22 protein-coding genes and 1 tRNA gene are annotated in these 20,456 nt (G+C 63.2%); 10 read left to right on the top strand and 13 right to left on the bottom strand.

What is annotated here, in order from left to right; genetic code table 11:
• Positions 1-107 precede the first annotated feature (107 nt).
• Positions 108-192: transfer RNA gene (locus C0Z16_RS02800), tRNA-Leu, on the bottom strand.
• A 231-nt stretch (positions 193-423) separates the two neighbouring features.
• Between C0Z16_RS02800 and C0Z16_RS02790 the strand changes: the two genes are divergently transcribed.
• The 6 genes from C0Z16_RS02790 to C0Z16_RS02765 are packed head-to-tail and all read left to right on the top strand — an operon-like array spanning position 424 to position 6,365.
• Positions 424-1,491: a substrate-binding domain-containing protein gene (locus tag C0Z16_RS02790; RefSeq protein WP_102630715.1), complete on the top strand. Its 1,068-nt coding sequence runs from the start codon at positions 424-426 to the stop codon at positions 1,489-1,491.
• Positions 1,492-1,538: 47 nt separating this feature from the next.
• Positions 1,539-2,618 (top strand): ABC transporter substrate-binding protein, encoded by a 1,080-nt coding sequence (locus C0Z16_RS02785; RefSeq protein ID WP_102630714.1) that lies wholly within the window; start codon positions 1,539-1,541, stop codon positions 2,616-2,618.
• Positions 2,615-3,439, top strand: coding sequence for an ABC transporter permease (locus C0Z16_RS02780; RefSeq protein ID WP_102630713.1), 825 nt, complete (start codon positions 2,615-2,617; stop codon positions 3,437-3,439). The genes C0Z16_RS02785 and C0Z16_RS02780 overlap by 4 nt, the downstream gene beginning before the upstream one ends.
• Before the next feature lie 50 nt (positions 3,440-3,489).
• Entirely contained in the window at positions 3,490-4,395 is a 906-nt protein-coding gene (locus C0Z16_RS02775) for an ABC transporter permease (protein WP_102630984.1), read from the top strand.
• On the top strand, positions 4,392-5,489 hold the full coding sequence (locus C0Z16_RS02770; protein ID WP_102630712.1) for an ABC transporter ATP-binding protein: 1,098 nt from the start codon (positions 4,392-4,394) through the stop codon (positions 5,487-5,489). The genes C0Z16_RS02775 and C0Z16_RS02770 overlap by 4 nt, the downstream gene beginning before the upstream one ends.
• Before the next feature lie 48 nt (positions 5,490-5,537).
• Complete coding sequence (locus C0Z16_RS02765; RefSeq protein ID WP_102630711.1) at positions 5,538-6,365, top strand: phosphodiesterase; 828 nt, start codon at positions 5,538-5,540, stop codon at positions 6,363-6,365.
• A gap of 21 nt (positions 6,366-6,386) precedes the next feature.
• Here C0Z16_RS02765 and C0Z16_RS02760 read toward each other — a convergent pair whose 3' ends face one another.
• Positions 6,387-6,884, bottom strand: coding sequence for a DUF2569 domain-containing protein (locus C0Z16_RS02760; protein ID WP_102630710.1), 498 nt, complete (start codon positions 6,882-6,884; stop codon positions 6,387-6,389).
• A 186-nt stretch (positions 6,885-7,070) separates the two neighbouring features.
• Here C0Z16_RS02760 and C0Z16_RS02755 point away from each other — a divergent pair, with 186 nt between their 5' ends.
• The gene (locus C0Z16_RS02755) at positions 7,071-8,270 is read left to right on the top strand and encodes an MFS transporter (RefSeq protein WP_102630709.1); all 1,200 of its coding nucleotides are present in this window, start codon (positions 7,071-7,073) and stop codon (positions 8,268-8,270) included.
• Positions 8,271-8,306: 36 nt separating this feature from the next.
• On the opposite strand, the gene C0Z16_RS02750 is transcribed toward C0Z16_RS02755, so the two are convergent.
• The 5 genes from C0Z16_RS02750 to C0Z16_RS02730 all read right to left on the bottom strand — a co-directional run bounded on the left by C0Z16_RS02750 (position 8,307) and on the right by C0Z16_RS02730 (position 10,620).
• Positions 8,307-8,735, bottom strand: a complete 429-nt coding sequence (locus C0Z16_RS02750) for a response regulator (RefSeq protein WP_102630708.1) — start codon at positions 8,733-8,735, stop codon at positions 8,307-8,309.
• A gap of 20 nt (positions 8,736-8,755) precedes the next feature.
• A complete protein-coding gene (locus C0Z16_RS02745; protein WP_102630707.1) occupies positions 8,756-9,388 on the bottom strand; it encodes a response regulator in 633 nt (210 codons plus the stop codon).
• A 124-nt stretch (positions 9,389-9,512) separates the two neighbouring features.
• Positions 9,513-10,085: a ferritin-like domain-containing protein gene (locus C0Z16_RS02740; protein ID WP_102630706.1), complete on the bottom strand. Its 573-nt coding sequence runs from the start codon at positions 10,083-10,085 to the stop codon at positions 9,513-9,515.
• Between the two features lie 82 nt (positions 10,086-10,167).
• Positions 10,168-10,329 (bottom strand): DUF1328 domain-containing protein, encoded by a 162-nt coding sequence (locus C0Z16_RS02735; protein ID WP_102630705.1) that lies wholly within the window; start codon positions 10,327-10,329, stop codon positions 10,168-10,170.
• A 114-nt stretch (positions 10,330-10,443) separates the two neighbouring features.
• Positions 10,444-10,620, bottom strand: coding sequence for a DUF1328 domain-containing protein (locus C0Z16_RS02730; RefSeq protein ID WP_012433645.1), 177 nt, complete (start codon positions 10,618-10,620; stop codon positions 10,444-10,446).
• 238 nt (positions 10,621-10,858) lie between these two features.
• On the opposite strand from C0Z16_RS02730, the gene C0Z16_RS02725 reads away from it, so the two are divergent.
• Together C0Z16_RS02725 and C0Z16_RS02720 are read left to right on the top strand one after the other, a co-directional pair.
• A complete protein-coding gene (locus C0Z16_RS02725) occupies positions 10,859-12,400 on the top strand; it encodes a sensor histidine kinase (protein WP_102630704.1) in 1,542 nt (513 codons plus the stop codon).
• Between the two features lie 219 nt (positions 12,401-12,619).
• Positions 12,620-12,754, top strand: a complete 135-nt coding sequence (locus tag C0Z16_RS02720) for an entericidin A/B family lipoprotein (RefSeq protein ID WP_091792786.1) — start codon at positions 12,620-12,622, stop codon at positions 12,752-12,754.
• A 205-nt stretch (positions 12,755-12,959) separates the two neighbouring features.
• On the opposite strand, the gene C0Z16_RS02715 is transcribed toward C0Z16_RS02720, so the two are convergent.
• Positions 12,960-13,754 (bottom strand): DUF4397 domain-containing protein, encoded by a 795-nt coding sequence (locus tag C0Z16_RS02715; protein ID WP_102630703.1) that lies wholly within the window; start codon positions 13,752-13,754, stop codon positions 12,960-12,962.
• A 361-nt stretch (positions 13,755-14,115) separates the two neighbouring features.
• On the opposite strand from C0Z16_RS02715, the gene C0Z16_RS02710 reads away from it, so the two are divergent.
• Complete coding sequence (locus C0Z16_RS02710) at positions 14,116-16,164, top strand: NADPH-dependent 2,4-dienoyl-CoA reductase (RefSeq protein WP_102630702.1); 2,049 nt, start codon at positions 14,116-14,118, stop codon at positions 16,162-16,164.
• 62 nt (positions 16,165-16,226) lie between these two features.
• On the opposite strand, the gene C0Z16_RS02705 is transcribed toward C0Z16_RS02710, so the two are convergent.
• From C0Z16_RS02705 to C0Z16_RS02685, 5 genes are all read right to left on the bottom strand, one after another.
• On the bottom strand, positions 16,227-17,156 hold the full coding sequence (locus tag C0Z16_RS02705) for an EamA family transporter (RefSeq protein ID WP_102630701.1): 930 nt from the start codon (positions 17,154-17,156) through the stop codon (positions 16,227-16,229).
• Between the two features lie 417 nt (positions 17,157-17,573).
• Positions 17,574-17,819 (bottom strand): pentapeptide MXKDX repeat protein, encoded by a 246-nt coding sequence (locus tag C0Z16_RS02700; RefSeq protein WP_102630700.1) that lies wholly within the window; start codon positions 17,817-17,819, stop codon positions 17,574-17,576.
• Positions 17,820-17,932: 113 nt separating this feature from the next.
• Entirely contained in the window at positions 17,933-18,724 is a 792-nt protein-coding gene (locus C0Z16_RS02695) for a molybdopterin-dependent oxidoreductase (RefSeq protein ID WP_102630699.1), read from the bottom strand.
• Positions 18,725-18,756: 32 nt separating this feature from the next.
• The gene (locus C0Z16_RS02690) at positions 18,757-19,395 is read right to left on the bottom strand and encodes a cytochrome b/b6 domain-containing protein (protein ID WP_102630698.1); all 639 of its coding nucleotides are present in this window, start codon (positions 19,393-19,395) and stop codon (positions 18,757-18,759) included.
• Between the two features lie 29 nt (positions 19,396-19,424).
• On the bottom strand, positions 19,425-20,282 hold the full coding sequence (locus C0Z16_RS02685) for a DUF1223 domain-containing protein (protein WP_244201140.1): 858 nt from the start codon (positions 20,280-20,282) through the stop codon (positions 19,425-19,427).
• Between the last annotated feature and the right edge of the window lie 174 nt (positions 20,283-20,456).

The following is a 20,456-nucleotide window of genomic DNA, read 5'->3' as shown; positions in this document are numbered from 1 at the left end:
ACGCGCGACGGGAGAGGCTCAAGCTCAGGCATTCCCCAGTGTGTGCTTACGTGGGTGGGTTTTGCGCAGAGTGTGGGATTGGAAAAGGGAAGCTCGGCGAGACTTCCTGGTGCCGGGGACCGGACTCGAACCGGCAAGCCGTGAAGCGGCGGATTTTAAGTCCGCTATGTTTACCAATTTCATCACCCCGGCGAGGGTGGGCAAAACGCGTGGACGCGCATTCTACCATTGGCCGCCGGGCGGACCAAACGCCCGCCAAGGCCCCCAACGGAAACTGCAACGCCCACCCGCAGGCACCGCACCGTGTCCCCGCCTCGCCTCGCCTTCAAAACATCCGATCCATCGCTAGAACCGAAGTCATCGGCAAGTCACAAACCCTCCCGATAATCCGCTGCTGGAAACGTTTACAACCGAGCGGAAATTATGACCCGGACAATCAAGGATGTCGCTGCCCACGCGGGCTTTTCCATCGCGACGGTCTCGCGCGCCATCAACGCGCCGCACACCGTCAACCCCGTCACGCTCGCCAAAGTACGCCAGTCCATCGACGCGCTCAAGTTCCGGCCCAGCCCGCTCGGCCGTCAATTGCGCGGCGAGCGCACCCGTCTGATCGGCGTGATCGTGCCCACGCTCGCGAATCCGGTGTTCGCCGACTGCCTGCAAGGCATCGACGAACTCGCGGCGGCGCAAGGCTACCGGCTCATGCTGATGACCACCCAGTACGACGCCGACCGGGAACGCCGCGCGATCGAAACGCTGCGCGAACATCGCGTGGAAGGACTGATCCTGACGGTCGCCGACGCCGACACGCATCCGCTTCTCGACCAGCTCGACCGCGACGGCCTGCTCTATGTGCTGATGCATAACGATACGGTGCGGCGTCCGTCGGTCTCGGTCGACAACCGTCTCGCCGCCTACGAAGGCGTGCGCATGCTGATCGCGCACGGCCATCGTCGCATCCTGATGCTCGCCGGCACGCTCGCCGCGTCGGACCGCGCGCGGCAACGTCATCTCGGCTACACGCAGGCAATGCAGCAAGCCGGCCTCGCACCCGCACCCGCGCTCGAAGTCGATTTCAATGCGGACGAACTCGCGCCCTCCGTGCTCGCGCATCTGACGAGCGGTCCTAATCGTCCGAGCGCCCTCTTCTGCAGCAACGATCTGCTCGCGATGGTGGTAATGCGCGGCCTGCGCCGGGCGCGCCTGCAGATTCCGCGCGATATGTCGATTCTCGGCTTCGACGGCCTCGCGATGGGCGAACTCCTGTCGCCGCCGCTCGCAAGCGTGTGCGCGCCGAACCGCGACATCGGCTGCTCGGCCTGGCAGCGTTTGCTGGCGCGCGTCACCGGCAGTAACGAAGGACCCGGCGAGGCGCCGCTCGCGCTGACGCTGCCGCACAGCTTGCGCGAAGGCGCCACCATCGCCGCGATTTCGAGCCGCAACGACACCGCCGCAACGCATGCGTCGGCGCGGCTTCATCTTGAATCCTGAACAACCCACCCTAACCACCCGCTCTCTTCCTCTCCAGGAGAACCGCAGTGATCCGCTCTTCCGTACGCTTTGCATCATCGCTTACACCGCTGATGCGCCGCCTCGCGCAGTCCACCGTCGTCGCGCTCTGCGCCGGCGCGGTCGTCACTGCCACGCTTGGCACGCTCACGTCGCAAACGGCCCACGCCGATGAAACCGCGATCTGCTACAACTGCCCGCCCGAATGGGCCGACTGGGCAAGCCAGATCAAGGCGATCCAGCAGTCGACCGGCATCCGCGTGCCGTTCGACAACAAGAACTCCGGCCAGTCGATTGCACAGTTGATGGCGGAGCAGAAGAGCCCCGTCGCGGACGTGGTGTATCTCGGCGTATCGTCGGCATTCCAGGCGAAGGACAAGGGCGTCGTGCAACCGTATAAGCCCGCGCATTGGGACGACATTCCGACCAGCCTGAAAGACCCGCAGGGCTACTGGTTCACGATCCACTCGGGCACCCTCGGCTTCTTCGTCAACAAGGACGCGCTCGAAGGCAAGCCCGTGCCGCGTTCGTGGGCCGACCTGCTCAAGCCCGAATACAAAGGCATGATCGGCTATCTCGATCCGTCGAGCGCCTTTGTCGGCTATGCGGGCGCGGTCGCCGTGAATCAGGCACTTGGCGGCACGCTCGATAACTTCGAACCAGGCCTCGACTGGTTTCGCAAGCTCAAGGCCAACGCGCCAATCGTGCCGAAGCAGACCGCCTACGCGCGCGTCATGTCCGGTGAAATTCCGATTCTGCTCGACTACGATTTCGACGCCTATCGTGCGAAATACAAGGATCACGCGAACGTCGAATTCGTGATCCCGAAGGAAGGAACGATTTCCGTGCCGTACGTGATGAGTCTCGTGAAAGGTGCGCCGCATGAAGCAAACGGCAGGAAGGTGCTCGATTTCGTGCTCTCGGACGAAGGCCAGAAGCTGTGGGCCGATGCATATCTGCGTCCGGTGCGCGCGAATGCGATGAGCGCCGCGACCGCCGCGAAGTTCCTGCCGGCGAGCGACTATGCACGCGCGAAGCCGGTCGACTTCGGCAAGATGGCCGAGAAGCAGTCGAGCTTCGGCGAGCGTTATTTGCAGGTGATGCATTGAACGACATCACGTTCCCGCTGCGCTGGCGCATTGCATTGATCGCGCCGGCGCTGGCGGTTTTTATCGCGTTCTGGCTGTTGCCGATGGGCGCGCTCGCGCAACTGAGCGGCGACGGCCACGCGTTCGCCACCTATCGCGCGATGCTGACGAATCCGCGCTACATGTCGAGCCTCGGCGCGACGATTGTGTTGTCGGCGGCCGTCACGGCGGCGACGCTGGTGCTCTCGGTGATCGCCGGTTTGCTGCTCGCACGCCGCGAGTTTGCGTTCAAGCGCACGCTGCTCGCACTGCTGACGTTTCCGCTCGCGTTTCCGGGCGTGGTGATCGGCTTCATGGTCATCATGCTCGCGGGACGCCAGGGGCTGATCGGCGCGCTGTCGCTCAAGCTGACCGGCGACCGCTGGGTGTTCGCATACTCGATGAGCGGCCTCTTTCTCGGCTACCTGTACTTCTCGATTCCGCGCGTGATCGTCACGGTGATGGCGTCGGCGACCAAGCTCGATGCATCGCTGGAAGAAGCCGCGCGTTCGCTCGGCGCATCGCCGTGGCGCATCACGCGCGACATCGTGTTGCCCGCGCTGTCCCCAGGTCTGATCGCGGCGGGCGCAGTGTGCTTCGCGACCGCCATGGGCGCATTCGGCACCGCGTTCACGCTCGCCACCGACATCGACGTATTGCCGATGACCATCTACACCGAGTTCACGCTCAACGCGAACATGGTGACGGCGGCAGGACTTTCGATCGTGCTCGGCATCGTCACATGGGCGGTGCTTGCGTTGGCGCGCAGCGTCAGTGGCTCCGCGGTGGCGGCTAGCGCATGAGCGGCGTCATCGAACACGGCGCCAGCCAAACCCGGAAGCAGGACATCTCCATGAATTCCATTACTTCCTCTTTGCCGTCCGAGGCAAAGCCGCGCCTGCGGCTCCGTCTGCCGGCGGCACGGACGTGGCTCGCAGCGGGCCAGTGGCTCGTCACGCTACTGCTGTGCGCGTTTCTGATCGTGCCCGTTGTCATGTCGATCGTGGCGGGGGTGACCGTCAACTACTTCAAGGGCATCTCCAGCGGATTCACGCTGCGCTGGCTGGCCGAAGTATGGACGCAGTATCACGGCTCGGTGTTCCTATCGCTCGAAGTCGCGGCGGCGACCTTGCTCATCACGCTGCTGACCGGCGTGCCCGCTGGCTATGTGCTCGCGCGCAGCAAGACGCGGCTCTCGCGAGTCATCGAGGAATTTCTCGTGCTGCCGATCGCACTGCCCGGTCTCGCGTCCGCGCTTGCGCTGCTGGTGGTCTACGGCGGCTTCACGATGTTTCGCATGAGCGTGGCGTTTATCGTCGTCGGGCATGTGGTGTTCACGCTGCCGTTCATGGTGCGCGCGGTCGCCGCCGTGTGCGCGAGCAGCGATCTGCGCACGCTGGAAGAAGGCGCGGCGAGTCTCGGCGCGAGCTTCATGCAGCGCTTCGTGACGATCGTGCTGCCGAACGCGAGGCCGGGCATCGTGGCCGGGGCGCTCGCGGTGCTGACGCTTTCCATCGGCGAATTCAACCTCACGTGGATGCTGCACACGCCCGATACGAAGACGCTGCCGGTCGGTCTCGCCGACACGTACGCGTCGTTGCGCATCGAAATCGGCAGCGCATACACGATTCTCTTTTTCATCATGACGATGCCGCTACTCGTCGCGATGCAATGGCTCGGCGTCGATGCGACCGGCCAGCGCAGCGTGGCGAAAAAGCGCGTCGCCGCTTCTGCTTCGAAGTCCCTCACGACGCCATGAAACTCGCCTCCGTTGTTGTTCCCCCTTCCGCGTCCGCTCCCGCTGCTTCGGTCCCGATCACGCTGACGCAATGCGCGAAAACGTTTCGCGGCACACGTGTGCTCGAACCGCTCGATCTGCATATCGAACCCGGTGAGACGCTCGTGCTGCTCGGCCCCTCCGGTTGCGGCAAGACCACCACGCTGCGCATGATCGCGGGGCTCGAAACGCCCGACGCCGGTGGCCGCATCGCATTCGGCGACGACGACGTCACCGCGCTGCCCATCGAAAAACGCCAGGTCGGCATGGTGTTCCAGAACTATGCGCTGTTTCCCAATCTGAACGTGCGCGGCAACATCGGTTATGGACTGAAGATCAAACGTGTGCCGGTCGGGACCGCGCGGCAACGCATCGACGAATTGCTCGACATGATGCGTCTGACCGCGCACGCCGACAAACCGATCGATCAGCTTTCCGGCGGTCAGCGTCAACGCGTGGCGCTCGCTCGGGCTCTTGCCGTGCAGCCGCGTGTGCTCCTGCTCGACGAACCGCTCACGGCCCTCGATGCGCGTTTGCGCGACGCGTTGCGCAGCGAGATGAACACGCTGCTGCGCGAACTCGGCATTACGACCGTCTACGTGACGCATGATCAGGCGGAAGCAATGGAACTGGGCGACCGCATTGTCGTGATGAGCGAGGGACGCATCGAGCAAATCGGCTCGCCGCGCGACATCTACTATCGGCCCGCGAATCGCACAGTTGCGCAGTTCGTCGGCACGATCAACCGCCTGGCTGGCGAGCGACGCGGCGGCATGCTGAATACAACGGGCGGCGCCGTGCCTTTGCCTTCAAGTCATGTTCATTCTTCGGCCGAAGCTGTTTCGGCGCATGAAATTTTCTTCCGCCCCGAAGACGCGTTCCTCGCCGATCTGGCTCGTGCGCAATTGCGCGGGTACATCGAAACGAGCGCATTTCTCGGTGAGCGCACGCGTCTGACGATCCGCGGCGCCGCACCCGATGCGCTGCTGATCGACGTCGCGGGCCGCGTCGAACTGGCGCGCGGCACAGTGGTCGGCATCTCGATCGGGCAAGACGCGCTGATTGCGCTATCGTAATGACGCCGCGCTGTTTTTTGAACGCGCTAAAAAACAAGGACCACCCCCATGCTGCTGGCTCAAATTAGCGACCTGCATATCAAGCGGCCCGGCGCGCTCGCTTACCGCCGCGTCGACACAGCCGCGTATCTGGCGCGCTGCGTCGCCGCGCTGAACGCGCTCGATCCTCGTCCTGACGCTGTGATCATGACGGGCGACCTCGTCGATCAGGGCGACCCGCAGCAGTACGAACACCTGAAGACGCTGCTCGCGCCGCTTGAGCTCCCGTACTTCCTGCTGGTCGGTAATCACGACGACCGCGCTGCCTTGCGCGCCGCGTTTCCCGATCGCGCGGAGTTGCAAACCGGCGGCGAGTTCGTGCACTACGCGGTCGATGTAGGCGCGCTGCGCATAATCGCGCTCGATTCGCTGGTGCCGGGGCAAAGCGCCGGCACGCTGTGCGACGCGCGGCTCGCGTGGCTCGCGGCGCAACTCGATGCGGCGAGCGGCAAGCCGACAGTCGTCGCGCTGCATCACCCGCCGTTTGCTTGCGGCATCGGGCATATGGACGCGCTGCGGCTCGATCCGGTTGCGGCGGACAAACTGGCTGCGTTGATCGCCCGTTATCCGAACGTCGAGCGCGTGATATGCGGACACGTGCATCGTCCGATGTTCGTGCGCTTCGGCGGCACGATTGCATCCGCGGTGCCGGCGCCCGCGCATCAGGTTGCGCTCGATCTTCGCGACGATGCGCCGTCCGCGTTCGTGATGGAGCCACCCGCGTATGCGCTGCATCGTTACGATCCGGCAACCGGCATCGTCACGCATCACGCGTATGTCGATGCCGCCGATGGTCCGTATCCGTTTTATGAGCCGGAAGGCGCGCTGATCGATTGATCACGTCTTCGTCTTGTACGGTCAGCGGTTGGTAAACGTTTGACGCACGCGCCGGGACACGCTGAAGTACGGTATCCCGAGCACCGCCGCAACGACAGCCTGTACCAGGCTGTCGAATGGAATCGCAATGTCGATACCGATTGCGTGCGTCATGTAATCGCCGAGCAGATAGGCACCGGTGCGCATCACGAGAATCGCGCCGAGCCACGCTTGCACCTGCACCGGAAAGCGCGCCGATCTGCGCCACGCGAGCAGGGCAAACCATCCCATGCCGGCCACGATAAACACGCCGATGATCACGTCGAAGCCGACCATCGCGATTACCGTGCGATACCAGCCGTGCGTTTCATTGCGCGCGAATACGGAGAGCAGTTCCCATTCGAGCATCATTTGCAGCGGATCGCGCAATGCAATCGCCGTAACAAGCGCCCAGGCGGCGAGGCAGATGAGCGCGATAAGCAGGCACCCGCCGATGCGCCGGGGCTGGCTCGTCATGGAGCACGTCGTGAGGTCTTTCATGGAATTGTGCGGTGTGGACAGTGATAGCGCGCCGATTCTACGAACCCGAACCCGCCAAACCTCGCATTTTTGTCACAAAGCCCCGTTGCCCGTGCATGGCAGCGAGTCAGCAGGATCCATTTCGCTCCGGTATGATCGGCACGCTTGAGGACCGTGCATGGGCCGGTCCGCCGACCGCCCTCTCTCATGTCCACTTCGAACGCGTCCACACCCGTTTCCGCCGACCGGTCGCTGCGCGGCCTGCTCCTTCTGCTCGCGACCATTGCGGGCGTCGCGGTCGCGAACATCTATTACAACCAGCCGCTGCTTGACAACTTCCGGCAGTCGTTTCCCGCGAGCGCGTCGTGGGTCGGCGTGGTGCCCGCGGTCACGCAGCTCGGCTACGCGGCCGGCATGCTGTTGCTTGCGCCGCTCGGTGACCGCTTCGACCGCCGGGCGCTGATCCTGTTGCAGACAGCAGGCATGTGCGTCGCACTGGTCGTGGCTGCCGTCGCGCCCACGCTGCCGGTGTTGATCGTCGCGAGTCTTGCCATCGGCGTGCTCGCCACGATCGCGCAACAGGCGGTGCCGTTCGCGGCCGAACTCGCGCCGCCGTCGGAGCGCGGCCATGCGGTCGGCACGGTGATGAGCGGTTTGCTGCTGGGCATTCTGCTCGCGCGAACCGCTGCCGGCTTCGTCGCCGAATATCTCGGCTGGCGCGCGGTATTCGCCGCGTCCGTGCTCGCATTGCTCGCGCTCGCCGTGGTCATCGTTCTACGTTTGCCGAAGAGCAAGCCGACATCCACGCTCTCCTACGGCAAGCTGCTCGTGTCGATGTGGCATCTGGTCGTCGAACATCGCGCGTTGCGTGAAGCGTCGCTGACGGGCGCGGCACTCTTCGCCGCCTTCAGCATCTTCTGGTCGGTGCTCGCGTTGTTGCTGGCGGGCGCGCCGTTTCATCTCGGGCCGCAGGCGGCGGGATTATTCGGCATCGTCGGCGCGGCGGGCGCGCTCGCTGCGCCGCTCGCGGGAAAGTTCGCCGACCAGCGCGGACCACGCGCGATCATCACGCTGTCGATCGTGCTGGTGGCAATTTCGTTCGTCGTATTCGGCGTGTCCGCCAAGAGCATCGCGGGACTGGTGATCGGCGTGATCGTGCTCGACGTCGGCGTGCAGGCCGCGCAGATTTCGAATCAATCGCGCATCTATGCACTCAAGCCCGACGCGCGCAGCCGCGTAAATACCGTCTACATGGTCGCGTATTTTATCGGCGGAGCGGTGGGTTCGGGTGTCGGCGCGGCCGTGTGGCCGGTGTTCGGATGGCTGGGCGTGAGCGTCGCGGGGCTGTTGTTCGCGGGTTTTGCCGCATGGAATCATCTGGCGCTGCAGGCTCGCACGAAGGAATAACGGTGTAACGGCAACGGCGCGGGTCGGCTGACGCGCTCAGCCGTTGCTTCGCGCGAACGCATACTCATGCAACGCGTCGATCACGCGGTCGAATTCAAACGACTTGTCGTAGAAGTGGCGCACGCCATACTGTTCGCAGCGCTCGCGATACGCGGGCAACGCATGATTCGTCAGCACCGCTGCGAACACGGAGTCGATCAGTCCCTCGCGTTGCAAATAGGCCAATACCGGCACGCCGGAGCCGTGCTTCAATTGCAGATCGACGATCACCGCATCGAACGCCTCGTCGCTCAGAAGCGAGATGGCTTCGTCGGCGGAATCGGCATAGGCCGCCACGCGCAGCGAACCCGACGCGTCGATCGCTTCCACCAGACTGCGGCGGATCAGCGGCGAATCCTCGATAAGCAGCACGCGCAACGGCGCGCGGCTGGCAGGCTCGGCTACGGTGTTCGATTCGCTGTTCATCGGGGTCTCTCGATCGTCCATTATTCGATCAAACCGTTCTTGATCGCGTAATAAGTCAGATCGGCATTGTTCGCCAACCGCATCTTCTCGAGCACGCGAGCCCGGTACGTGCTCACCGTCTTCACGGATAAATGCAACTCCTCGGCAATCTGCGTGGGAATCCGCCCCGCTGCCAGCTTGCAGAAAATCTGGAACTCGCGCTCGGACAGCGCTTCGTGCGGCCGCCCCGCCGCCGGCTTGTCGAGATTATCGGCAAGCGTGTCGGCCACGGCCTCGGACAAATAACGATGCCCCCGCGCGACCGCGCGAATCGCGCGCACGATCTCGTCGGGCTCGCAGTCCTTGTTCAGATAACCGTTTGCGCCCGCGCGCAGCAGGTTGATCGCGTACTGACTCTCCGGATAGCCGGACAGAATCAGCACGCCCTGCTCGGGGCGCACCTGCTTGATGATGCGCAGCGTGTCGATGCCGTTCTTGTCCGGCATCGCGATGTCGAGCAGCACGACGTCGAACGCCTGCTCGCGCACGAGGCTGATGGTTTCATCGCCCGTGGCCGCTTCCGCCGCGACGCACATATCCGGCTCGTCGGCGACGAACTGTCTGAAACCCCCTCGGACGATCGCATGGTCGTCAGCTATCAGCACTCGAATCATCGGCTTGGTGTCCGTGCGATGGAATCGCTCCAAAGCAGACATTGTAATGACGTCCGGCCGTCTTCCGCCCGTCTTACGACCGGAACTTCCGTAAGCTCACGCTGCTACTCGCACTCACTTGCAGCTATTCGCGTCCCTGGAGTAGATCGGCCATATCGTCCGCATGCTCTTCTTCGACCGCGAGAATCTCTTCGAATAGACGCCGTGTGGTGACATCTTTCTCGCCGAGATAGCGGACGATCTCACGATATGTGTCGATCGCAATGCGCTCCGCGATCAGGTTCTCGCGGATCATGTCCGTGAGGTCCTGGCCTTCCTTGTATTCGGAATGCGCGCGCGTCTTCAGACCGTCCGGCGCGAAGTCCGGCTCGCCGCCAAGCTGCACGATGCGCTCGGCGATACGGTCGGCGTGCTCCTGCTCTTCGGTAGCGTGTTCCGCGAATTCCGCGGCCACCGCTTCCGAATTGATGCCCTTTGCCATGAAGTGATGCCGCTTGTAACGCAGCGTGCAGACAATTTCCGTAGCCAACGCGTCGTTGAGCAGCTTCACCACCGTCTCGCGATCCGCACCGTAGCTTTGCGTCACGGGACCGTCCGACATGTGCTTACGCGCGTCGTCGCGGATCTTTTGAACGTCCATCACGAACGGGTCGCGCGATTGCGACCCCGAGCCTTGGGCGCCAGGTGTGTTCGCCATTGAATTTCTCCTTTATCCGTATTGGGGGATGGGCGCATCGCGCGCGATCTCCACGCGATGCGCCGCAGAGTCATGATCAGCGCTATGTTCGGAAGACGCCGAGCAGCAGCGTGACCACGAACACGACGAGGAAAATATAGAACAGAATCTTCGCGATTTCGGCCGCGCCTGCCGCGATTCCAGTGAAACCGAACACCGCTGCAATGACGGCGATGATGAAAAACACGATGGCATAGTGAAGCATGGCGACTCTCCTTCTTGTTGGTATCCGCGTGGACACTCGTGCGCTTGCTTTGGGGTTTGGGTGCCGCTTTGCGTAAGCACCCTGTTCAGGCGCTTTCGACAAGGCAAAGCGGCGCTAATCGACGATTTTTTTCGTCACCACAAAGCCGAGCACGAGGAACACCACGCACAGAATCACAAACACGACAAACAGGAACTTTGCAATCGCCGCCGCGCCCGCAGCCACGCCGGTAAAGCCAAGAAGGCCGGCGATCACCGCGATGACGGCGAAGAACAACGCCCACTTCAGCATGATGGCTTCCTCCTTAAACATGAATGAACGATCAGGTCCATCGTAGCCACCGGCAACGGCGCGCGCATTCCGACGCGCTCCGGTTTTCGTGTGAGAATCCGCTTACATTGGATTACGGCAGCTTTACGCCACGCGACTGGTAACGCAAATTCGCAGCGCGGATTCCACGCGAGCGCGCGTGCCCATGCCCTCAGCGAAAGCGGCGGACGCTACACTGATGCCATCCGAGGAGTCGAATGTGTCAAACGTGCACAACGCGCCGAATGTGCCTGATCAAACGCAAAACCAGACGCAAAACCAGACGCAAAACCACGCGCAAAGCGAAGCTCAAAACCGGGCGCAAAAACCTGGCGCCGGGGCTCGCCTGAGCGCCTGGATGCGCAGCCGCAGTTGGGCAATCGCGATGACCGTGGCGATCGTCATCACCGTGGGTGGCCTCGTCATTCTCGAAACTGCGCGCGAGCGTATCGCCGCGGAGTACGAGACGGCGCTCGAAGCGCGTGATGTCACCGTGCAACTCAGCGCGCTTGCGAGCCAGTTATCGAGGTTAAGCGCGCAGCAAAACGATTTTCTTCTGACGAAGCGCGACGCCGCCGCTCACGATTTCTGCGCGAGCGCCATGCGCATCCGTGACAGCGAACAGCCGCTCGAGCGCTTTTACCGCAGCCCGAAGGCAGATAGCGCCGAGCTCGCGAGCTTCACGCAAATCCGCGCACTGATCGAAGCGCGGATCGGCGCGGGCGCTGCCGCATTGCAACGCGCCGCGCCGCATCCGCTCGATCTCAGCGCATGCGGGAGCGCGAGCGGTGCCGATGCGGTGGACGCGTCGCTGGTCGACAGCACGTTGAGCCTGCTGCGCGATAACGAAGAGCGGCGCGCGCAGCATGCGCTCGCCGCGAGCCGCGCCGATCAGCGCATCTCGACACTGGCCGCAGCGGGCCTGTCGGCGCTGAACATCGTGTTGTTTATCCTGCTGTTTCGCAATCTCGGCATTCAGATCAACAGGCAGGCGCGCGTGCAACGTCAATTGATCACACAACAGGAAGAGCTCGATCAACTCGTCAACGAACGCACCCGTCAACTGGAGGCGCTCGGCTGGCATTTGCAGGCCGTCAGCGAAAACGAAAAGACGCAGCTTGCGCGCGAGTTGCACGACGAGCTCGGCGCGATCCTGACCGCAAGCAAGATGGATGTGGCGTGGGCCAACCGCAAGCTGAAGGATAGCGAGCCCGACATCTCCGAAAAGTTGAAGCGCGCGCTCGCCAATCTGGATCAGGGCATTGCGCTAAAGCGCCGCATTATCGAAGACATGCGGCCTACGGTGCTCGCGAATTTCGGCCTCGTGACCGCGCTGCGCACGCTCGCCGACGAAGCCGCGCAGCGCAACAACTGGACGCTGCACCTGCAGCTTCCGGCTGACGACATCCAACTCGACGAGCAAACGGAAATCGCACTCTTTCGCGTCGCGCAGGAATCGCTGACGAACGCCGCGAAATATGCGCGCGCGTCGCAGGTGTCGATCGGTGTGCAGATCGGCGACGGCGAGGTGACGCTCGATATTACGGACAACGGCGTCGGCATCATGCCGGCCGATCTCAAACGCACACACACGCATGGACTGCTCGGCATGCGTCAACGCGTAGCGGCCCATGGCGGGCGTTTCGACATCCGTCGCGGCGTGCCGAAGGGCACCGACATTCATGTGGTGATGCCGAGCCTCAGCACGGCGGCGCCGTCGGGCGGCAAGACGTCGCCCGCTCCCGCGCGAACCGCGCTGTAGCCATACCATGCGGTCGCGGAACGCGCCGTTGTAGGAGTGCGCCGACGCAAACACCAGAGCACGCCTACAGCAAAATCGCAGTGCAACCGACAGCGCGGCATGCGCCCTTTTTTTACCATGCAATCAGACCGGATCGACTGGCGCGAGCCACGGTCGGCAGCTAGCGCAGTCGCTAGCGCGTACCCGTCAACCGATACATTCTCGACAGGGAGAACTTCCATGAATCGACTGATCGCTTTGCTTCTCATTGCTGGGACGGCTGCGCTCGCCGGCTGCAATACGATGGCAGGTGCCGGCCAGGACATCTCGAAGGGCGGCGACGCCATCACCAATTCGGCTGAAAAAGCGAAGTAAATCGCTGCTGGCCGTGCTGCTACATCGAAGCCCGCCGTGGGAGACCGCGGCGGGCTTTTCGTTAGACCCTGCCGTCCGCGCGCGCATAGATTGAATGCGCACGCATAAACAAAGCGGCGACCCACTTGGGTGGATCGCCGCCCCGTCCTCCCCAGGACTTGCCACTATGGCATGCGCTGCCATGCGCGCATGCTTGTTAGCGGGCTTATTGGCCCGTCAGCGTGTTCGACAGTTCAACGCTCGGCGTGCTCGTGTTGCCGTTCTGCACAATCAGCAGATGGATCTGACCCACCGCGAGCTGGCTTAGCACACCGCCGATCGGCACCGACGTGATGAGCCAGTCGGCGTTGTTGGACAGCGTGAACGACTGCGACTGGTAGATCGGCGTCTTGTTGCCCGCCGCCGTCGCGATCAGCACATACTGGCCGCCCGACACGTAGATCGAATCCTGGCCGCTGGCCGGCACCGCGTTCTTGAACGACACGCCCGCCATAGTCGGGGACACGCTGTTGATGTTGGTGTTGCTGGCCTGTACCAGATAGAGGTCGAGGTTCGGCGCGTTGCCCGACGCGTTGAAGCCGCGCACGCGTGCGCTATTGGACAGTAGGCCCTTGTCGAACGGATCGTCGATCAGGCCGATGTCCGAGACCGCCGAGCCAGGCAATGCGAGCACCGTATATTCGTGGCCCTTCGCGACGTTCGGAAAATTGCCGCTGGCGAGCGGTGTCGTCGTGCCGGTCGCCGCATAAGCGACGTTCGTCGAACCCGTGTTGATGTTCGTGAAGTTGGTCACGCCTTTATACGAGACATTCGTCTGTCCCGACGGCGCGCTGCCGTTCACGAGAAAATCCACGGCCGGCCCGCCCGGGATGGCATGCACGAAATGGATCTGCGGATTGGTCAGCCCGAGTTCTTTGCCTACGTCGTCGGAGCCGCCGCCGCACGCGCTCAGAACAGATGCGACGGCAATCATGGCCGCCATGGTTCGGATCAGTTTCATTCTGTTCACCTATATCGATGTCGGGCTCTCCGCCCATTCATATGCGGGCGCCGGCCCCGGACATCGCGCCATCTGAAACCTTGCTCGTTGATCGTTGGAACGGTCTCAATCCGGCTGTCCGAAGCGAAGCACTCCCTCCTATCCCTGCGCGCCGCGCATCCTGTTTAGCGCGGCACGATCCATGTCGATGGACGCTCGCAATGAGCAATGGGTGTGCCGCGATCATCGAATTGGCTTATCGCGGCAAGAGAATGTCTTGCGGGACAACATCTTTAGCGCGTTAGAAGCATTCTTCGGATGGTGGACATGAACGAGCGGTGTATCGTTCGTGCGCACCCCAATACTTACAACGGCCGCCTGTATGTCTTACCACCGCTTACTCGCTGAACTCGACCTCGGCTTCACACGCTTGCGCAACCGCGTCGTGATGGGGTCCATGCACACGGGCATGGAGGACCGCTTCTGGAATTATCCGAAGCTCGCTGCGTATTTCCGGGAGCGCGCAAGCGGCGGCGTTGGCTTGATCATCACGGGCGGTATCTCGCCGAATCGCGAAGGATGGCTGCTGCCGTTCGGCGGCACGCTCAGCTCCGTATTCGATCTGCGCAACCATCGGTTGCTTACCCAGGCGGTTCACGAGGAAGGCGGCAAGATCGCGCTGCAGATTCTGCATGCGGGACGTTACGGGTATCAGCCGTTCGTGGTGTCGGCGTCCGCGTTGAAATCGCCGATCTCGAAGTTCAAGCCGCGCGCGCTCAGCATCGCGGGAATCGCGAAGACGGTACGCGACTACGCGCGCTGCGCGAAGCTCGCCCAACGCGCGGGCTATGACGGCATCGAGATCATGGGCAGCGAGGGTTATCTGCTCAACCAGTTTCTCTGCCCGCGCACCAACCGGCGCAGGGACCGCTACGGCGGCAGCATCGAAAACCGTATGCGGATTGCGCGGGAAATCGTGGAGCGGGTGCGTGAGGTTTGCGGCGAGCGTTTCATCGTGGTGTACCGGCTTTCGCTGATCGATCTGGTGGAAGGCGGCAATACATGGGATGAAACCGTGCAGGTTGCGCGAGAGCTGGAAGCGGCCGGCGTGACGATGTTCAACACCGGCATCGGTTGGCACGAGGCGCGCGTGCCGACGATCGTCACCTCGGTGCCTCGCGCCGCCTTCGCTGCGCTCAGCGCGCGCCTGAAGACCGCCGTGAACGTGCCGGTGATCGTCTCGAACCGCATCAATACGCCTGAGCTCGCCGAGGCCTTGCTCGCCGATGGCGCCGGCGATCTGGTTTCAATGGCGAGGCCGCTGCTCGCCGACCCCGAGTTCGTGCTGAAGACCGCCGAGGGACGCACGCACGAAATCAACACATGTATCGCATGCAATCAGGCGTGCCTCGATCATACGTTCAGGAATCAGCGCGCGACCTGCCTCGTCAATCCGCGCGCGGGACGGGAAACGGAGCTGGTGTACCGGCCGCTTTCCGGTGCGCATGCGGTGCGTTCCATCGCGGTGGTCGGCGCGGGCCCGGCGGGGTTGTCGGCGGCGACCGTGGCGGCATCGCGCGGACATCGCGTGACGTTGTTCGATGCAGGCGCAACAATCGGCGGCCAGTTCAATCTGGCCATGCGCGTGCCAGGCAAGGAAGAGTTCAGCGAGACGATCCGCTATTTTCAGAGCCAGTTGGAGCGGCATGGCGTCGACGTGCGGCTCAACACGCGCGTGGACCCCGCGATGCTCGCCGCCGGTAAGTACGACGACATCGTCATCGCGACCGGCATAATGCCGCGGCGGCCGGCGATTGCGGGCATCGACGCAGCCAATGTTCTGTCTTATGTGGATGTGCTGCGCGGTGCGCCGGTCGGACGCCGCGTGGCGGTGATCGGCGCGGGCGGCATCGGCTTTGACGTCAGCGAGTTCCTGTTGCATCGCGCTGGCGAGCCGCTGCCGATACCGCGCGACGCGTGGCTCGACGAATGGGGCGTCGATCTTTCGGTGCGCGAACGCGGCGGTCTCAAGCCACCTGCTCTCGTCCAGCCACCGCGGCAAATCTGGCTGTTGCAGCGCAAGGCCGGCAGGCTCGGCGCGGCGCTCGGCAAGACGTCGGGCTGGGTGCATCGCGCGACGCTCGCGAGAAACGGCGTGAAGATGCTGGCCGGCGTGTCGTACCTGGAAATCGGCGCGCGCGGTCTGAAGATTGCGCGTGACGGCGTCGAGCAATGGCTGGACGTGGAGAACATCGTGGTGTGCGCGGGGCAGGAATCGTTGCGCGATCTGTATCCACGGGAATCAGCGCAGGGAAAGCCGGCGGATACGGGGGGCCCGCGTTATCACGTGATTGGAGGCGCGTCGCTCGCTACGGAACTGGATGCCAAGCGCGCGATCCGCGAGGGCGCCGAACTGGCTGCGGGGCTTTGAGGCTGTGTACGGCCCGTTTCACGCGCGCTCATTGCGCGTTTGAAGCCGGACGCACCTCCCCGTCATGCAAGCCCCTTCTTCCGATAATCGAGCCAGAAAGACAAGCCAACACTGGCCAGAATCACGACGGTCGCGATCACCGTCGAATGTGTGACCGGCTCGCCGAGCAGCAACGCGCCGAGCGCCACGGCCACCACCGGATTCACGTACATGCAACTGCTCGCGATGATCGGGCTCGTGTGCCGGATCAGGAACCCGTAGGCCACGTAAGCGGCCATCGTGCCGATCAGCATCAGATAGATGAACGCCAGCACTGGCAGGAAATGCACTTCGAGCATCCGTTCGCCGGAGACCCACGCGACCATCGTCGACATCGCGCCGCCCAGGCCGATCTGAAGCGACGTCGATAGAAAAAGGTCCGACGGCAGTTTCAGACGCCCCGCGAGATGCGCACCGCCCGCCCAGAAAAGCGCGCCGCACAGGATCGCGAGACTGCCGCCCGCCGATCCGGGCGCGCTGTCGCCGTGGCTGAGAATCGCAATGCCGACGAGCCCGAGGCCGACGGCGAACCACTCCCCTTTACCGATCTTGCGCCCCGCCACCGCCGCGATTACCGTCGCAAAGAGCGGCACGGTTGCGACCATCACGGCAGCCGTGCCAGTGCCGACCGTGCGCATGCCGTAAGCGAGCATGCCGCTCGACAGGCCAACCAGCATTGTGCCGACGAGTCCTGCATTGCGAATCTCCGCCGCGCTCGGCCAGACCGGATTGCGGCGCGCCGCGAACACGAAGAGCCCGACGCCTGCGAACAGATTGCGCAAGCCCGACATCAGCAACGGTGGGAACGAGCCGAGCGCGAGGTGCACCGCGAGATAGGTCGAGCCCCACACGAGATAGACGACGCCGAGCGCAAGCGCGATCTGGCCGTTGCGCGATTGCGGCAGACGGATCGGGAAAGCACGCGAAAAACGGCTTGGGAATTCCAGCGACATGCGTTCAACCCGCCAATGCCATTCGGGGCGCCCGCTGTGGGGACGGCGGACACCGCATCGGCGATGCGGTCTGAAGGGCGAGGCTGGCGGACATGTTGGTGGAGCGAAGGACGGTAGTTGGCTAACAGAGAAAGCCACAACGAGAACTGCGAACGCCGCGACGGTCGAATGGAATCGATCCGCGGCTGACACGCGGCTGACACGCGCCGGACGCGTGGCGCGCATCGCATTATGCAGTAAGCGCCCACCGCGTCATGCGAAAGAATCGTAACTTTTGGTGCACATGCAACAAAAAACCGGGGCGAAACCGCACCCCGGCTTTTTGTCTCTGCTTGCCCAATGCACCGCATCCTATGCAGCGAGCATCAGGCAAAGCGGGCCGACGCCCGTTTATCCGCGGCGACCCGCGGCGCGCGTTCAGTTGCTCATCGCGCCCGACGCTTCGTGCTTCATGCCCATTGCGTCGCCCTTTTTCATCTTGTCGTGCTTCATCGTGCCCTTCTTCATCTGGTCTTTCGACATGCCGTCCTTGGACATGGAGTCTTTCGACATCGCGTCGTGCGACATTGAATCGTTGGACATTGCGCCGCTTGCCTGGGCGAACGCCGCGCCGCCGCTGGTCAGAAGGGCGACGGCCACCGCTGCGATTGCAAATTTCTTCATGGGATAACTCCGTTTGTTGTGGATGCATCGAACCGGCTGGAGCCGGCGTATTTCCGAAGCTTCTGCCGCCCGGGGTCGCGCACGCTTACAGCGCATGCGGCGACCCGCGCGCGTCAGGAGCCTCCGAACCAGTTGTAGCCCTGGTCGACCCAATAGCCGCCAGGATACGTGTTGGTGACGAACATCTCGACGATGTGCTTCGGGTTCTTGTAGCCAAGCTTGGTCGGCATGCGCAGCTTCATCGGGAAGCCGTATTTGGCGGGCAGGCGCTCGCCGTCGTACGAAAACGTGAGGAGCGTTTGCGGATGCAGCGCGGTGGGCATGTCGATGCTTTCGTAGTAGTCGTCCGCGCATTTGAAGCCGACATACTTCGCGCTCGTGTCCGCGCCGATGCGCCGCAAAAAATCGCTGAATGGCGTGCCGCCCCAGCGGCCTATCGCGCTCCACCCTTCCACGCAGATATGCCGCGTGATCTGCTCCGCGTGCGGCAGCGCGTACAACTCGGGCAAGGTCCAGACACGCTGGCCGGTGACGAGGCCGCTGATCTTCAGCTTGTAGCCGGACGCGTCGACCGCGGGGACTTCGTCGATGCCGTAGTACGCGTTGAAGGGAAACGGCCGCGTGATCTGCGCCTCGGTGTAAGTCGGCGCGAGCCGCTTTGGATCGAACAGCGCGGCTTGCGCGCGGTCGTTCAGACGCGAGACCGCGGTGAGAAACTTGTTGACCGACTCGTCGTCGGTCAGCGAGCAGCCGGTGAGCATCGACAGGCCGCCGAGCGTCAGCAGCTGCTTGCCAAACAGGCGCCGCGAGGGCATGGAAAGCTCGCGTCTGACGTCGATCAGTATCGACTCACGGTCGAGCTTGCCGCCATCGTTCAGCGCGGATTTTCTAATGGGCTTGTTCATGATTCGGTATCCGTAACATTTGCACGACCGGCTTAGCGTCCGCGCAACATCGCCAGCAGTGAGCGCGGCACGAGGGCGACCATCGCCAGATGCACGACGATGAACGCGGCCATCAGCGCCATCGCGCAGAAGTGGACGATGCGCGCGTTGTCGTAGCCGCCCATCAGTTCGCGCAACAGCGGAAACTGCACCGACTTCCAGATCGCGAGACCGGACAGCACCAGCACGATCAGATCGAAAACGACGAACAGGTAGGCGAATTTCTGCACCGCGTTGTAGACGCGCAGGTCGGCATGCGAGAGCTTGCCGGTCAACGCGGCAATGAAATCGCGCAGCACCGCGCGCGGCGACACCGGCAGAAACTTGCGCATGAAGCGTCCGCTCAGAAGATTGAGCGTGAGATACAACGCGCCGTTGAAGACCAGCAGCCACATCGCCGCAAAATGCCATTGCAGCGCGCCGCCGAGCCACCCGCCGAGCGTGATCTCGGCCGGAAAGCGGAACCCGGGAAAAACCGGCGACGCGTCGTAAATGCGCCAGCCGGAGAGCATCATCACGATCGCGGCGAGCGCGTTGAGCCAATGCGTGACGCGCACCCATACCGGATGAATCACGCCGCTCGATGGCGTGGCAGGCGGTGCGCTGTCGCGAACAACATGAGGCGTTGCCATCAGAATCTCCCGTGAATGAGGACGTGCGCTCAATGGCAAGCGGCCAGTTCGGCCACTTGCAGCACGTCGCCGGTTGCAGCGTTTTCGACAAAGGCGACTACGCCGAATCGGTCGGCGCCCGGATCGGCGTTGGGGTTGGAGTGGGTCTCGCCATCGTCGAGATGGATGTCGCGGCGAATCTGCGCATTGCCGCCGATTAACGGCACCGGTCCGATCCACTGCCGCACGACTCTTTCATGACGCAACGTCGCGCCGCGGTTTTCGCCGGCGCCGACCTGCGAACTCAGCGAGTTTTCATACACCGCGACGTAGGCATCGAGTCGGCCCGCGGTATCCGCCGCCGTGCTGTTGAAGCGGGCCGCGAGGTTGAAGGCGCCGCCTGTCTGCGGTTTGAGTTCGAGAGCGACGCTCGCCTGCGCCGGTTCGGCGACCAGCTTGCCGATACGGCCCTGGAAGCTGTCCTGCTGCGACCAGCTTCGCAACTCGCGTCCCGACACGAAAACTTCAGGCGTGTAAATGGTGTGCCCGCCGGCAAGATCGGTGAGCGTCTGCTGACGTTCGGTGAAACGATGCTGCGAAAAACGGTCAGTCCAGCCGAGGCTGTTCCAGTAATCGACGTGCAACGCCAATGGCACGATGCTTTGCGCCGAGCCGCTGTTTTTCCATTGGCCGAGCCACTTGTCGGCGGGCGGGCAGCTGTTACAGCCTTCGCTGCTGTAAAGCTCGACCAGCGCGACGCGATGCGCGGGACTGTGTGCGCTGCACACGGCGCCGGCCGCGCTCGCCGCGCTTGCCAGGCCGCTCGCCGAGAGCATCGTTAGCGCGATGGCCAGGGCGATGGCTCGATTCAACGGCCGATGCGCCTCGCGCATGAAGACAGATTGCATGACGTGCTCCTCTCAGGATCTGCACGTTTGTCGAACCGCATGAGCGGTTATGACAGCTCGCCATCGATTTTTTTGCCTGACGTTTCAGGTGCGGCTTTCGCTCGCAAAACTTACGGCGCCGAAATGTCGGCGTACAAGTCGCCGAAAGACGCCGTGCTAAGATTCCTCTATCAG

This window comes from Paraburkholderia rhynchosiae (assembly GCF_002879865.1).
Taxonomy (GTDB): domain Bacteria; phylum Pseudomonadota; class Gammaproteobacteria; order Burkholderiales; family Burkholderiaceae; genus Paraburkholderia; species Paraburkholderia rhynchosiae.
The sequence above is the reverse complement of the archived record's forward strand: the minus strand, read 5'-3'. Positions and strand labels throughout refer to the sequence as shown.

What these genes read in the sequence shown, in the direction of transcription:
- C0Z16_RS02740 (WP_102630706.1), bottom strand. Translation starts at nt 10,085, where the DNA reads ATGGCGAACACACCTGGCGCCCAAGGCTCGGGGTCGCAATCGCGCGAC.
- C0Z16_RS02790 (WP_102630715.1), top strand. Translation starts at nt 424, where the DNA reads ATGACCCGGACAATCAAGGATGTCGCTGCCCACGCGGGCTTTTCCATC.
- C0Z16_RS02735 (WP_102630705.1), bottom strand. Translation starts at nt 10,329, where the DNA reads ATGCTTCACTATGCCATCGTGTTTTTCATCATCGCCGTCATTGCAGCG.
- C0Z16_RS02700 (WP_102630700.1), bottom strand. Translation starts at nt 17,819, where the DNA reads ATGAAGAAATTTGCAATCGCAGCGGTGGCCGTCGCCCTTCTGACCAGC.
- C0Z16_RS02695 (WP_102630699.1), bottom strand. Translation starts at nt 18,724, where the DNA reads ATGAACAAGCCCATTAGAAAATCCGCGCTGAACGATGGCGGCAAGCTC.
- C0Z16_RS02685 (WP_244201140.1), bottom strand. Translation starts at nt 20,282, where the DNA reads ATGCAATCTGTCTTCATGCGCGAGGCGCATCGGCCGTTGAATCGAGCC.
- C0Z16_RS02760 (WP_102630710.1), bottom strand. Translation starts at nt 6,884, where the DNA reads ATGAAAGACCTCACGACGTGCTCCATGACGAGCCAGCCCCGGCGCATC.
- C0Z16_RS02770 (WP_102630712.1), top strand. Translation starts at nt 4,392, where the DNA reads ATGAAACTCGCCTCCGTTGTTGTTCCCCCTTCCGCGTCCGCTCCCGCT.
- C0Z16_RS02690 (WP_102630698.1), bottom strand. Translation starts at nt 19,395, where the DNA reads ATGGCAACGCCTCATGTTGTTCGCGACAGCGCACCGCCTGCCACGCCA.
- C0Z16_RS02715 (WP_102630703.1), bottom strand. Translation starts at nt 13,754, where the DNA reads ATGAAACTGATCCGAACCATGGCGGCCATGATTGCCGTCGCATCTGTT.
- C0Z16_RS02775 (WP_102630984.1), top strand. Translation starts at nt 3,490, where the DNA reads ATGAATTCCATTACTTCCTCTTTGCCGTCCGAGGCAAAGCCGCGCCTG.
- C0Z16_RS02745 (WP_102630707.1), bottom strand. Translation starts at nt 9,388, where the DNA reads ATGATTCGAGTGCTGATAGCTGACGACCATGCGATCGTCCGAGGGGGT.
- C0Z16_RS02710 (WP_102630702.1), top strand. Translation starts at nt 14,116, where the DNA reads ATGTCTTACCACCGCTTACTCGCTGAACTCGACCTCGGCTTCACACGC.
- C0Z16_RS02730 (WP_012433645.1), bottom strand. Translation starts at nt 10,620, where the DNA reads ATGCTGAAGTGGGCGTTGTTCTTCGCCGTCATCGCGGTGATCGCCGGC.
- C0Z16_RS02705 (WP_102630701.1), bottom strand. Translation starts at nt 17,156, where the DNA reads ATGTCGCTGGAATTCCCAAGCCGTTTTTCGCGTGCTTTCCCGATCCGT.
- C0Z16_RS02755 (WP_102630709.1), top strand. Translation starts at nt 7,071, where the DNA reads ATGTCCACTTCGAACGCGTCCACACCCGTTTCCGCCGACCGGTCGCTG.
- C0Z16_RS02750 (WP_102630708.1), bottom strand. Translation starts at nt 8,735, where the DNA reads ATGAACAGCGAATCGAACACCGTAGCCGAGCCTGCCAGCCGCGCGCCG.
- C0Z16_RS02720 (WP_091792786.1), top strand. Translation starts at nt 12,620, where the DNA reads ATGAATCGACTGATCGCTTTGCTTCTCATTGCTGGGACGGCTGCGCTC.
- C0Z16_RS02765 (WP_102630711.1), top strand. Translation starts at nt 5,538, where the DNA reads ATGCTGCTGGCTCAAATTAGCGACCTGCATATCAAGCGGCCCGGCGCG.